The sequence below is a fragment of the Streptomyces sp. NPDC005202 genome, from assembly GCF_040608235.1.
Taxonomy (GTDB): Bacteria; Actinomycetota; Actinomycetes; order Streptomycetales; family Streptomycetaceae; genus Streptomyces.
The window spans coordinates 266,052-278,369 of record NZ_JBEXHW010000004.1; the positions used below are offsets into that span (position 1 = coordinate 266,052).

Genomic DNA, 12,318 nt, shown 5'->3' on the forward strand with positions numbered 1-12,318 from the left:
CCGTCACAGTGCGGTTTCCTTGGTACCCCGCTGGTTCCCTGTTCGGGGGCCGGTCCTTACTCTGACCCTGTCAAAACCATTGCGGGGAAACGTGAATCAGATGCAGGGCCTGCTCCTCGCGGGCCGCTACCGGCTCGCCGACGCCATCGGCAGCGGCGGCATGGGCCGGGTGTGGCGCGCGCACGACGAGGTGCTGCACCGGGCCGTCGCCATCAAGGAGTTGACCGCCGCGCTCTACGTCTCCGAGAGCGACCAGGCGGTCCTCCTCGCGCGCACCCGGGCGGAGGCGCGCGCGGCCGCGCGGATCAACCACTCCGCCGTGGTCACCGTGCACGACGTGCTGGAGCACGACGGCCGCCCGTGGATCGTGATGGAGCTGGTCGAGGGCCACTCGCTGGCGGACGCGGTCAAGGAACAGGGCCGCGTGGAGCCGAGGGAGGCGGCGCGGATCGGCCTGTGGGTGCTGCGCGCCCTGCGCGCCGCGCACACCGCCGGGGTGCTGCACCGCGACGTCAAGCCGGGCAACGTGCTGCTCTCCCACGACGGCCGTGTGCTGCTCACCGACTTCGGCATCGCCCAGATCGAGGGCGACACCACCATCACGCGCACCGGGGAGGTCGTCGGCTCCGTCGACTACCTGGCCCCCGAGCGCGTCCGCGGCCACGACCCCGGCCCGGCCTCCGACCTGTGGGCGCTCGGCGCCACCCTGTACACCGCGGTGGAGGGCCTGTCCCCGTTCCGCCGCACCTCGCCGCTGACCACCATGCAGGCGGTCGTCGACGAGGAGCCCCGCGATCCGCAGCACGCCGGCCCGCTCGCGCCGGTCATCACCGCGCTGCTGCGCAAGGATCCGGCCGTACGACCGGACGCGGCCGAAGCCGAGCAGATGCTCGCGGAGGCCGCGGAGGGGCGGCGGCCCAGCGCCGCGCAGGCGTATGTGCCGACGCAGTCCGTCGGCTCCTCCCGGGAGACGGCCGCCCAGCCCGCGTACCGGACGGCCGCCACGACGCCGTACCAGCCCGTGACCGCGCCCACCGCGGCCGGCCCCACGCACACCGGAACGGCCGCACCCGCGCCGCCGAAGCGGCGCCGCCTGCGCACCCTCGCCCTCGTGGTGGTCCTTGCCGCGCTCATCGGCGGCGGAACGGCCGTGATGCTGCAGAAGTGGGACAAGGGCCGGCGGCAGAGCGAGGGCGCGTCCACGTCGCCCTCGCCGAGCCCCACGCCGACCAAGGACGCCGGTGGGGCGAGCAACCTCCCGGCCGGCTGGGTACGCCGCAGTGACCTTTACGGTTTCAGCATCGCCGTGCCCGGCGAGAGCTGGAAGCGGCAGGTGTTCGACGAGAAGACCCACCAGGTGGACTACACGCCCGACGGCGGCCGGCACTTCATCCGCATAGCCGTCGACGACTCGCCGGACTTCGACGACCCGCACGAGCACCAACGCGACCTGGAGCAGCAGCTCCAGCGGCTGGTCGACTACCGGCGCGTGACCCTGCAGGGCAACACCTACCGCGACCGTCCGGGCTCCCTGTGGGAGTACACCTGGACCGCGCTGGCGAAGGACACGCCCTTCCCCGGTCCGCGCCGCGCCACCGAGGAGACCTACATCTCCCGCGACGGGGTCGAGTACGCGATCTACATGTCCTCGCCCGCGAAGGACTGGGCCACTGCGCAGAAGCAGTTCACGGTGCTGCTGCAGAGCTGGCGGCCGAAGGCACCCTGACGGGGATGGCCGGTCACCGCCCCGGAGTGCGGCCGTCCGATGCGGCATGATGGGGCGCATGGGGACCGAGGGGGACGACTTCCGTGTGATCGCGGGCCGTTACTGCCTTCAGGCGCGGCTCGGACGCGGGGGCATGGGCGTCGTGTGGCGGGCGACCGACCAGCTGCTCGGCCGGCAGGTGGCAGTCAAGGAACTCCCGTTCGACGAGACGCTCTCCGCCGAGGAGGCCCGGCTCCAGCGCGACCGCACGCTGCGCGAGGCCCGCGCGGTCGCCCAGCTGCGCCACCCGCACATCATCGTCGTCCACGACGTCGTCGAGCAGGACGAACGTCCCTACATCGTCATGGAGTTGATCGACGGCGGATCGCTCGCCGACCGGATCGCCGCGCACGGCCCGGTGGACCCCGGCGAGGCCGCCCGGATCGGCATCGCCCTGCTGAGCGCGCTGCGCACGGCGCACGAGGCCGGTGTCCTGCACCGCGACATAAAGCCGGCGAACGTCCTGGTGGAGTCCGGCACCGACCGGGTCGTCCTCACCGACTTCGGCATCGCCCAGGTCGCGGGCGCGACCACGCTCACCGAGACCGGGTCCTTCGTCGGCTCACCCGAGTACACCGCGCCCGAGCGGATGTCCGGCGCCAGGACCGGCCCGGAGTCCGACCTGTGGTCGCTGGGCGCGCTGCTGTGCACGGCGCTGAGCGGCGAATCGCCTTTCCGGCGCGACTCGTTGGGCGGCATCCTGCACGCGGTCGTCGTCGACGAGATCCGGCCGCCCGCGCAGGCCGCGCCGGTCCTTCCCGTCGTACGGGGCCTGCTGGAGCGCGATCCGGACCGGCGGCTGGACGCGGCCGAGGCGGAGCGGATGCTGCGGGCCTTCCTGGAGTCGGGCCGCACCCCGCAGCCGCCGTCCCGCTACACGCCGACGCAGCGGGACGTGCCCCGGTCCCTGCCGGTGACGCCGCCGCCGACGCGGGCGCCCGAGGCCACCGCCCGGCACTCCACCCGGGGCGTGCTCATCGCGGCGCTGCTGGTCGCCGCGATGGCCGGGGCGGGCGTGTCCGCGGCAGCGCTGCTGATGCACCACGGCGGGGACGGGGGCGGCACCCCGACGAGTTCGGCCCCGCGGACGGCCGCGAGCACCTCGGCGAGCACGTCACCCTCGTCGCCCTCGCCGTCGTCCCCCGCGCCGACCACCCCGGCCTCCACGGTCACCGTCACCCGGTCCGCGTCCCCCGCCGCCAACGGCCCCACCGCACCCTCGGGTTACCACATGGTCCGGGACCCGGCCGGCTTCTCGGCCGCCGTGCCGGACGGCTTCACCCGCAAGCCGCAGGGCGAGCGGATCTTCTACATGTCGCCGGGGGAGACCTTCCGCCTCGGCATCAAGATCACCGACCCCGGGGCCGGCGGCCCGCTCGCGGTGATGCGCCGCGCGGACGCCCACGGCCCGGCCACCAACCCCGGCTACCACGACGGCCGGGTCACCGGCACCACGCACGACGGACACCCCGCCGCCCTCTGGGAGTTCTCCTGGAACGGCTTCAGCACGGCGGAGGGCGCCCGGCACACGTACGACCTGTGCTGGGAACAGGACGGGCAGATGTACGACGTGTGGGTGTCGGCCCCGGTCGGTAAGGTGCGGGAGGCCAAGGAGTACTTTGATGTTGCGGTCGACACGTTCGTACGTGTGTAGCCGCCACATTCGTACGTACCCGATCGGCACGTTCGTACGTATAGAAAAGGGGGATAAGCGGCGGCGCGGGTCACGGGTCTGTGACCACCGGCCCCCCCGGTGGAGGCGGGCGCGGCCGACGCGATATGGATGGAGTCATGAGTAGTAACGGGGGATCCCACCACTGGGCCGACGAGCCGACGAGTTTCGCCCTGCAACAGCCCAACCCGCAGGCGTGGGTGCCGCATCCCCAGAACCCGTACGCCGCGCCCGCCGCGCCCGCGGCTCCCGCAGCGCCCGCGGCTCCCGCAGCGCCCGCGGCTCCCGCAGCGGACGCCGGAGCCGGGCGGCTGATCGCCGGGCGCTACCGGCTGCTCGCCAAGCTCGGCCACGGCGGCATGGGCACCGTGTGGCGGGCCAAGGACGAGACGGTGGACCGCGAGGTCGCCGTCAAGGAGCCCCGCGTCCCCGACCATCTTCCCGAACGCGAACGCGCCAACGCCTTCGAGCGGATGCGTCGCGAGGCCCGCGCCGCGGCCCGGCTCGACCACCCGGCGGTCGTCAACGTCCACGACGTCGCCGTCGTCGACGGACAGCCGTGGATCGTGATGGAACTGGTGCAGGGCCGCTCGCTCGGCAGCGCCCTGCAGGAGGGCACGCTGGACGCGCGCGAGGCGGCCCGGATCGGCCTTCAGATACTCGGCGCGCTGGAGGCCGCGCACGCGGCGGGCATCCTGCACCGGGACGTCAAGCCCGACAACATCCTGCTCGGCCGCCACGACCGGATCGTCCTCACCGACTTCGGCATCGCCCAGATCGAGGGCGAGACCAACCTCACCGACACCGGTGGCTTCGTGGGCTCGCCCGAGTACATCGCGCCGGAACGGGTGCTGGGCCGGCGCCCCGGACCGGCATCGGACCTGTGGTCGCTCGGCGTGGTGCTGTACGCGGCCACGGAGGGCGTCTCCCCGTTCCGCCGCAGCAACACCCCCGCCACGCTCCAGTCGGTCCTCAACGCCACGCCCGCACCTCCGGCGGCCGCCCAGGGCCCGCTCGCCGAGGCCATCACGGGCCTGCTGCAGAAGGATCCGGCGCAGCGCCCGAACGCAGCCCAGGTCCGCGCCCTGCTGGAGGCGGCCGCCAACCCGCCCGCGCCGACGCCCACGCAGGTCGTGCAGTACGTCGGGGAGGGTGCCCGGCGCGGCCTCCGGCTCGGCCGCAGGGCGTGGTTCGGCCTCGGCGCGGCGGTCGTCGCGGCGGCGGTGGCGGCGTACCTGCTGATCGCGAACCCGTTCGCGGGCCCGCTGCCCGACGGCTGGACGACCCACCACGAGAAGGACGTCGCCGCGACGCTCGCGGTGCCCGCCGGCTACCAGAGGCAGGTGCCCGACCGGTCCTCGGACGAGGGCCACTGGGTGACGTACAGCGACTGGAGCGGGACCATCCGGATCAGCCTGGCCCTCGCGAAGAAAACCGAGGACACGAGTCACTCCATCAAGGACAACGCGGCCGCCCAGATGTACGACGAGGACGGCACCTTCAAGGAGTCGGGGAGCTACGAGCTCGACATGCCCAAGGGCCCGAAGACCTATCCGAAGCAGTCGACGTACCAGGGCAAGCCGGCCGCCGAGAACACGGTCGCCTACATCACCGACGACAGCCAGAACCCTGTCCCGCGCGAGCTGAAGATCTTCTACTACAGGACCACCGGGGGCGACATGTACCGGCTCCAGATCAGCTACCCCGGCAAGGGCGACTTCACCGAACGCGGGCGCGAGGTGGCGAACACGGCGATCGCGAACCTGGACGTCGACAAGCTCTGAGCCGCCGCCCGCTCAGGGCTTGACGCGGCGGGCGACCGCCCGGACCAGGTCGGTCCTCGCGACCTGCAGGGCGAACCGCTCGCTGCCGTCCGGGGCCGGCTTGGCGTACCAGGGCAGGCCGCGGCGGCGCCACTTGGCCGGGCCGAGCTTTCCGGGCAGCGCGGGCAACGGCACCACCCAGTTCCCGCGGTCGCCGAGACGGAGTTCACCGCTCCACAACCCGGCGTCGAGCCGCTGCACGTCCACACGCACGGTAAAGGTGTCGGTGTGCGGGATGCGCGCCGCCGGGAAGACCTCCGTCGCTCCGCTGTCGCTGGTGAGGACGACGACGAGCGTGTCGTACGGGCAGGCCGCGAGGGCGCAGCGCCCGTCGAGCACCAGCTCGGTGGGCGCGCTCGCCGACCAGCGCCCGTGCCGATGCCGAGGCCCCGGGCGACGCGGTGCTTCCTCTCCCCGAGTTCGAGAGTGAAGTTGCCGTGCGGGTTGGTGGTGTAGAGCGTGACCGCACGCAGGCCGTCCGCCGTGCGGACGACGCGGGTGCTCGCCCTGCCGGAGACGCGGTCGGCGCGCTTGCTGCCGATGCGGACCTCCTTGGTCAGCCCCTGGGCGCCGATGGCGAGGGAGATGTCCCACAGGCCGTCGCCGAGCGGCCTGCCGTCGGCGGCCGTGGTGATGTCGACGGCGGCCTCGAAGCCGGCCAGGTCGTACGCGTACCGCCCCTCGTCCTCGGCCGCGCCCAGTCCGGGCGTCGCGGTGTGCGTGACGGGCAGCCGGAACTCCGTACCGCTCTCCCGCTCGCGCAGCACGAGCTCGGTGGTGACGTCACGCGTCTCGACCCGGTGCAGGTAGCCGTACCCGGCCAGGTGCAGCGTGGTGTCCCGCAGCTCGGCCCGGGTGACGTGGTGGCGCACGCCGAGCTGGGCGGTGACGTCGTAGCAGTCGTCCGGGACGGCGCGGGCGGGGGCGCGGAAGAAGGGGTAGCGGGCGTAGGCGCGGCCGCCGTCGACGACAACCGGGGTGGCCACCTTGCTGCGCGCCAACTCCTTCTCGAACCACACCAGTTCGAGCACCTCGTCCAGCATCCGGTGGCGTACCAGGTGCAGCCGCAGCCGGGCCATCGCCGACAGCCGGTCGTTCATCCCCTCGTGCCACAGCGGCGCGATGATCTCGGCGAGCCGGCTCCCCGCCGTCACCCCGAACTCCCTGGTGAAGGCATGGGAGACGTAGGGGCTGCTGTAGCCGGTTTCATGGGCGACCGTGGCGAGCGGGGCGTCCGTGTCCCTCAGGCGGGCGGGGTCCTTCGTCAACAGCCGCCGGATCGGGCACTTGTGACCGCTCAAAATCCGGCACGCGTGACCGCTCGGGATCCGGCACGTGTGACCGCTCGGGACCGTAGAAAGTGACCCCGTGCTGATCGTCCCCGCACAACGGCCTGATCAGTGCATTCATTGCCAGTGATCACTGGCGCCTTGTGAGCACTCGGTGAATCCCCATTACCGACGGGTACACAAAGCCCCCGCTGCGGCATACCCTGCGCCTCATGACGGACTCGCAGGCCCCGGAAAAGACCGGCACGAATCCCCTGGCCCCCGCCCCCGCGGGCGCCCGCACCGCCGCCGACGTGGTCACCCCCGAGCTGGTCGCCCAGCTCACCAAGGGCGTCGTCGGGTCCGGCCGGACCGCCAACCACACGCCGTTCACCGGGGAGAAGCTCGCCGACCTGCCCGAGTCCACCCCCGAGGACGTCGCCGTCGCCTTCGAGCGGGCCCGCGTCGCCCAGGCCGTCTGGGCGCAGATACCGGTACGGCAGCGCGCCGCCGTCCTGCTCCGCTTCCACGACCTGGTGCTGGAGCGCCAGGCCGAGGTCCTCGACCTCATCCAGCTGGAGACCGGCAAGGCGCGGCTGCACGCCCACGAGGAGGTGCAGGCCGTAGTGGTGGCGGCCCGGCACTACGGCCGCAGGGCCGCCGCCTACCTGAAGCCCAAGCGGCGCGCCGGCGCCATGCCCACCCTCACGCGCGTCACCGAACTGCGCCACCCGCGCGGTGTCGTCGGCCAGATCGTTCCCTGGAACTACCCGCTGGAGCTGTCGGTGGGCGACGCGCTCCCCGCCTTCGTCGCGGGCAACGCGGTGGTCATGAAGCCTGACACGGAGACGTGCCTGACCGCCCTGTGGGCGCGGGACCTGCTGATCGAGGCCGGGCTGCCCGCCGAGGTCTTCCAGGTCGTGATCGGCGACGGACCGGTCGTCGGCCCGGAGGTCGTCAAGCACGCCGACTACGTCTCCTTCACCGGCTCCACCCGCACCGGCCGCGAGGTCGCCCAGAGCGCCGCCGCCCGCCTGGTCGGCGTCTCCCTCGAACTCGGCGGCAAGAACGCCATGCTGGTGCTGGAGGACGCCGACATCGAGAAGGCCGCCGCGGGAGCGGTCCGCGCCTGCTTCTCCTCCGCGGGCCAACTGTGCATCTCCATCGAGCGGTTGTACGTCCACGAGTCGATCGCGGACGCCTTCCTGGAGCGCTTCGCCGCCCGCACGAAGGCCCTGCGGCTCGGTACGTCCCTCGCATACGGCGCCGACATGGGCTCGCTGGTCGGTGAGCGCCAGCTGGAGACGGTCAAGCGGCACGTGGAGGAGGCCGTCGCCCAGGGCGCCAGGGTGGTGGCCGGTGGCGTCGCCCGCCCGGACATCGGCCCGTACTTCTACGAGCCGACCATCCTCGACGGCGTCGAGGCCCCCATGGCCGTCTGCACGGAGGAGACCTTCGGCCCGGTCGTCTCGATCTACCGCTTCAAGACCGACGACGAGGCGGTCGAGCGCGCCAACTCCACGCCGTACGGCCTGAACTCGTCCGTCTGGACGAAGGACGCCCGGCGCGGCCGCGAGGTCGCCGCCCGGCTGCGCACCGGCACCGTGAACATCAACGACGGCTACGCCCCCGCGTACGGCAGCGTCCAGTCCCCGATGGGCGGCATGAAGGACTCCGGCCTGGGCCGCCGGCACGGCTCGGAGGGCATCCTCAAGTACACCGAAGCCCAGACCGTCGCCCACCAGAGGCTGCTGCCCATGGCCCCGTCGCTCGGCATGGACGACGAGAAGTACGCGGCGTTCATGAGCCGGAGCCTGAGGCTGATGAAGGCGTTCCGCTTCCGCTAGAGCCCGTCGGGGCCGCCGGTTCTCGCCAGTTCTCAACGAGGAGAGCACGTGTCACAGGAGAAGTCTGTCCCCGAGCAGGATGCACGGGACGAGGACGGGTACGACTACGACGTCATCGTCGTGGGATCGGGGTTCGGCGGATCGGTGTCCGCGCTCCGCCTGACCGAGAAGGGTTACCGGGTCGGCGTCCTGGAAGCCGGCCGGCGCTTCACGCGCGAGTCGCTGCCGAAGAACTCCTGGGACCTGAAGAACTACCTCTGGGCCCCGAAGCTCGGCATGTACGGTATCCAGCGCATCCACCTGCTGGGCAACGTGATGGTGCTGGCGGGCGCCGGGGTCGGCGGCGGCTCGCTCAACTACGCCAACACCCTTTACATACCGCCGAAGGCCTTCTTCGACGACCCCCAGTGGCGGGACATCACCGACTGGCAGGAGGAGCTGAAGCCGTACTACGACCAGGCGCAGCGCATGCTCGGCGTGCGGCTCAACCCGACGATGACCCCGTCCGACGTGCACCTGAAGGCGGCGGCGGAGCGGATGGGCGTGGGCGACACCTTCCACATGGCGCCCGTCGGGGTGTTCTTCGGGGACGGAAAGGACGCCGACGGGACGACGAAGGCGCGGCCGGGCGAGCAGGTGGCGGACCCGTACTTCGGCGGCGCGGGTCCGGACCGCCGGGCCTGCACGGAGTGCGGCGAGTGCATGACGGGCTGCCGCCACGGCGCGAAGAACACCCTCAACGAGAACTACCTCTACCTCGCCGAGAAGGCCGGCGCGGTCGTCCACCCCATGACGACGGTCGTGTCCGTCACGGACGACTCGCGGGGCGGGTACGCGATCGCCACGCTGCCCACCGACAACAAGAAGAAGGGCAAGGGGCGGATCTTCACGGCCCGCCGAGTCGTCCTCGCCGCCGGCACCTACGGCACCCAGACGCTGCTGCACCGGATGAAGGCGGGCGGCCAACTGCCGTACATCTCCGACCGGCTGGGCGAGCTGACCCGCACCAACTCCGAGGCGCTGGTGGGCGCCCAGACCGACAACCGGCGCTACCGCAGGGCGACCGGCGAGCCCAAGGCCGACTTCACGCGCGGGGTCGCCATCACGTCCTCGATCCACCCCGACGAGAACACCCACATCGAGCCCGTCCGCTACGGCAAGGGCTCCAACTCGATGGGCAGCCTGTCCATCCTCCAGGTCCCGTACGCCGAGGGCTCGTCGCGCGTCGTGGCCTGGCTGAAGAACGCCGCCCGCCATCCGTTGCTGGTCCTGCGTTCGCTCTCCAACCGCCGCTGGTCGGAGCGGACCATCATCGGCCTGGTGATGCAGTCCCTGGACAACTCCCTGACGACGTACCTGAAGCCGGACGGCGTGGGCAAGGGCCTGCTGACGGCCCGCCAGGGCCACGGCTCGCCCAACCCCAAGCAGATCAAGGCGGCCACGGAGGCCGCCTCCGCGCTCGCCGCCGAGATCAACGGCTTCCCGGGCTCGAACGTGGGCGAGCTGATGGGCACCCCGCTCACCGCCCACTTCCTCGGCGGCTGCCCCATCGGCTCCTCCCGCGAGACCGGCGTCATCGACCCCTACCACCGCCTCTACGGCCACCCCGGCATCTCGGTCGTCGACGGCGCCGCCGTCTCGGCGAACCTGGGCGTGAACCCCTCCCTGACCATCACCGCGCAGGCCGAACGCGCCATGGCGTTCTGGCCCAACAAGGGCGAGGCCGACCCGCGCCCGCCGCAGTCGGCGCCGTACGTGCGCCTCGAGCCGGTCGAGCCGAAGTCCCCGGCGGTCCCGGCGGACGCGTTCGGCGCGCTGCGGCTGCCGTTCCTGGGGATGCCGGCGGTACCGCCGAAGAAGTAACGCACGGGCGGGCCGTCGAGAAGCGGCAGGAAGCCGTCGAGAAGCGGCAGGAAGAAGAGAAGGACCTGCGCCCCCCTCCTGGCGCAGGTCCTTCTCTTCTTCCGGAGAGCTCTACGACGCGTCACGCGTCACGCGTCACGCGTCGCGCGTTACGCGTTCGCCCCCGTCTTGCGGCGGCGCACGACGAAGACCGCGCCCGCACCGGCAACGACCGCGGCGCCACCCATCAGGCCGATCATCGGCAGGGCGGAGCTGGAGCCGGTCTCGGCCAGGCTGCCCTCGACCTTGGGCGTGTTGCTGTCCGGCTTGGTGTCGGTGACCGGCGCCTCGCCGCCTTCCTGCGGCTTGGTGCCGTCGGTGTTCGTGCCGGCGGCCACGATCTGGAACTTGTAGGCGACCTGGCCGAAGCCGGTGCACTGGCCGTCACTGTCGCCGTAGATGGTGGCGCCGAGCGAGAAGCCCGCACCGACCGGGGCGGAGGACTTCACGTTGAGGCGCAGCGGGATGTCGACCTCGTAGTCGGGCTTGAGCTCGTCGGTGTAGCCGACGTAGCCGACCGCGTAACCGCCCTCGTCGAGGTCCTCCCAGGTCTTGGCGTCCGGGTTCCAGGCCTGGAGCTGGACCTGCTTGCTCTTGAACAGCTCCTCGCCGTTCTTGTCCGAGGAGGCCCCGGCGAAGAAGTCGAGGTCCTTGAGGGTGGAGGCGGAGTTGTTGATCACGTCCAGCGAGAACTTGTGCCAGCCGCTGCCCGCCGCGATCTTGCCCGGCAGACCGGCGATGCTGACGTCCACCTTGGAGTCCTCGCACGCGGAGGGCTCGGGCTCCGGGGACTCGGACTCCTCCGGCGCGGAGGTGCTCGGCGCCGGAGTGGAGGCGGAGGCGGACGTGCTGGGCGCCGGGGCGGAGGTGCTCGCGGAGGCGCTGGCGGAGTCGCTCGGCGCGGGAGCGGTCGTGGTGGCGGACTCGCCGGTGGACGGCGATGCGCTGTCGGAGGGCGACTCGCTGGCGCTGGCGCTGGCGCTCGGAGAGGCGGAGTTCTGGTCGTCGGACGCGTACGCGGCCGGTGCCGCGAGCAGCGCCAGCGGGGCTATCGCGGCCGTCGCGGCGGCTGCTGCCATGGCACGGCGAAGCTTCATGAAGACCTCGGGAAGTCCGGCGTACTGCGGTGTCGCAGTACGAACTTGGGGGAGGCCTCCGCGTGTGGGGCGCGGGTGTGGCCCTGGGTTCTGCAGGTGTGACACGGGAACCCTGTGAAAAGTTGCGCTCTCTTTCACAGGACCCCTGTGTGTTCTGCGTCACACCCTGGCCCTTCTTGTGAACCCACTCTCGAGGCTTCCAGAACTGAGCCTCGTGCCTGAGAAGCCCCGGACAAGCCTGGGGCAGTAGAAGCGATTCCCATTTCATTTGGCGCCGTCAACAGCGGTGAGCCCGCGCGTTCCGAAGCAGCAGCGGCATCCAGCCCACGCTTTCTCAACTCTTCGCAGCGTTTGGCAAGTCGAGTGAACGATGCTGTGACAGCACACACTCTTGGTGTGCAGCCGCGTCCGTGCCGAACGCCGGCGCGGACGCGGCCCTGGTGGTCTTGCCCGGGTCGACCGGAGGCGGCCGGACGGCTATCGCGAGCTGTAGGGCAGCAGGGCCATTTCGCGAGCGTTCTTGATGGCCTGGGCGATCTGCCGCTGCTGACGACGTCGATGACCGGATAGGTGTTGCCGTCCTCCCACTCGATCGTCTTGCCACTGGTGGCCGTGGAGCGGGTGAGGAAGGCGAAGTCGGCGGACCGGTCGCGGAAGACGACCGGTCGGTACTCGGGGTGTATGCCGGGCTTCATGACGGTCAGCGCTCCTCACGGAAGTCGACGTGGCGGCCGACGACCGGGTGGTACTTGCGCAGGGTCAGCCGGTCGGGATCGTTACGGCGGTTCTTACGGGTCACGTACGTGTAACCGGTGCCGGCGGTGGACCTCAGCTTGATGACGGGGCGTAGTTCGTTACGGGCCATGCCCAGCACCATGCAAGAAGTTGGTTATCATTTTCATCTAGGACTGTGCTGTCACAGCCAGGAACGCACAAGAGAAGAG

At 71.5% G+C, this 12,318-nt stretch carries 8 protein-coding genes and 2 pseudogenes; 5 read left to right on the plus strand and 5 right to left on the minus strand.

Going from position 1 to position 12,318, the window contains the following annotated elements; all coding sequences use genetic code 11:
• The first annotated feature begins 100 nt into the window (after positions 1 to 100).
• From ABZV31_RS10330 to ABZV31_RS10340, 3 genes are all read left to right on the plus strand, one after another.
• On the plus strand, positions 101 to 1,726 hold the full coding sequence (locus ABZV31_RS10330) for a protein kinase (RefSeq protein ID WP_355891212.1): 1,626 nt from the start codon (positions 101 to 103) through the stop codon (positions 1,724 to 1,726).
• Positions 1,727 to 1,784: 58 nt separating this feature from the next.
• Positions 1,785 to 3,419: a serine/threonine-protein kinase gene (locus tag ABZV31_RS10335; RefSeq protein ID WP_355890759.1), complete on the plus strand. Its 1,635-nt coding sequence runs from the start codon at positions 1,785 to 1,787 to the stop codon at positions 3,417 to 3,419.
• 137 nt (positions 3,420 to 3,556) lie between these two features.
• Positions 3,557 to 5,221 (plus strand): serine/threonine-protein kinase, encoded by a 1,665-nt coding sequence (locus ABZV31_RS10340; protein WP_355890761.1) that lies wholly within the window; start codon positions 3,557 to 3,559, stop codon positions 5,219 to 5,221.
• Here the strand turns inward: ABZV31_RS10340 and ABZV31_RS10345 are convergent.
• A complete protein-coding gene (locus ABZV31_RS10345; protein ID WP_355890764.1) occupies positions 5,137 to 6,528 on the minus strand; it encodes a hypothetical protein in 1,392 nt (463 codons plus the stop codon). The genes ABZV31_RS10340 and ABZV31_RS10345 overlap by 85 nt on opposite strands.
• A 233-nt stretch (positions 6,529 to 6,761) precedes the next feature.
• On the opposite strand from ABZV31_RS10345, the gene ABZV31_RS10350 reads away from it, so the two are divergent.
• Positions 6,762 to 8,375, plus strand: coding sequence for a succinic semialdehyde dehydrogenase (locus ABZV31_RS10350; RefSeq protein WP_355890766.1), 1,614 nt, complete (start codon positions 6,762 to 6,764; stop codon positions 8,373 to 8,375).
• A 48-nt stretch (positions 8,376 to 8,423) separates the two neighbouring features.
• Entirely contained in the window at positions 8,424 to 10,238 is a 1,815-nt protein-coding gene (locus tag ABZV31_RS10355) for a GMC family oxidoreductase (protein ID WP_355890768.1), read from the plus strand.
• A 149-nt stretch (positions 10,239 to 10,387) separates the two neighbouring features.
• Here ABZV31_RS10355 and ABZV31_RS10360 read toward each other — a convergent pair whose 3' ends face one another.
• From ABZV31_RS10360 to rpmG, 4 genes and pseudogenes are all read right to left on the minus strand, one after another.
• Complete coding sequence (locus tag ABZV31_RS10360) at positions 10,388 to 11,356, minus strand: LAETG motif-containing sortase-dependent surface protein (protein ID WP_355890771.1); 969 nt, start codon at positions 11,354 to 11,356, stop codon at positions 10,388 to 10,390.
• Positions 11,357 to 11,851: 495 nt separating this feature from the next.
• A pseudogene (locus ABZV31_RS10365) lies at positions 11,852 to 11,929 on the minus strand (30S ribosomal protein S18); the annotation flags it as partial.
• Positions 11,917 to 12,069, minus strand: a pseudogene (locus ABZV31_RS10370) (50S ribosomal protein L31); the annotation flags it as partial. The pseudogenes ABZV31_RS10365 and ABZV31_RS10370, both read right to left, overlap by 13 nt.
• 5 nt (positions 12,070 to 12,074) lie before the next feature.
• Entirely contained in the window at positions 12,075 to 12,239 is a 165-nt protein-coding gene (gene rpmG, locus ABZV31_RS10375; protein WP_355890774.1) for a 50S ribosomal protein L33, read from the minus strand.
• Positions 12,240 to 12,318: the final 79 nt, after the last annotated feature.

Coding starts and splice junctions, on each gene's coding strand:
- ABZV31_RS10330 (WP_355891212.1), top strand. CDS start 101: ATGCAGGGCCTGCTCCTCGCGGGCCGCTACCGGCTCGCCGACGCCATC.
- ABZV31_RS10335 (WP_355890759.1), top strand. CDS start 1,785: ATGGGGACCGAGGGGGACGACTTCCGTGTGATCGCGGGCCGTTACTGC.
- ABZV31_RS10340 (WP_355890761.1), top strand. CDS start 3,557: ATGAGTAGTAACGGGGGATCCCACCACTGGGCCGACGAGCCGACGAGT.
- ABZV31_RS10350 (WP_355890766.1), top strand. CDS start 6,762: ATGACGGACTCGCAGGCCCCGGAAAAGACCGGCACGAATCCCCTGGCC.
- ABZV31_RS10360 (WP_355890771.1), bottom strand. CDS start 11,356: ATGGCAGCAGCCGCCGCGACGGCCGCGATAGCCCCGCTGGCGCTGCTC.
- rpmG (WP_355890774.1), bottom strand. CDS start 12,239: ATGGCCCGTAACGAACTACGCCCCGTCATCAAGCTGAGGTCCACCGCC.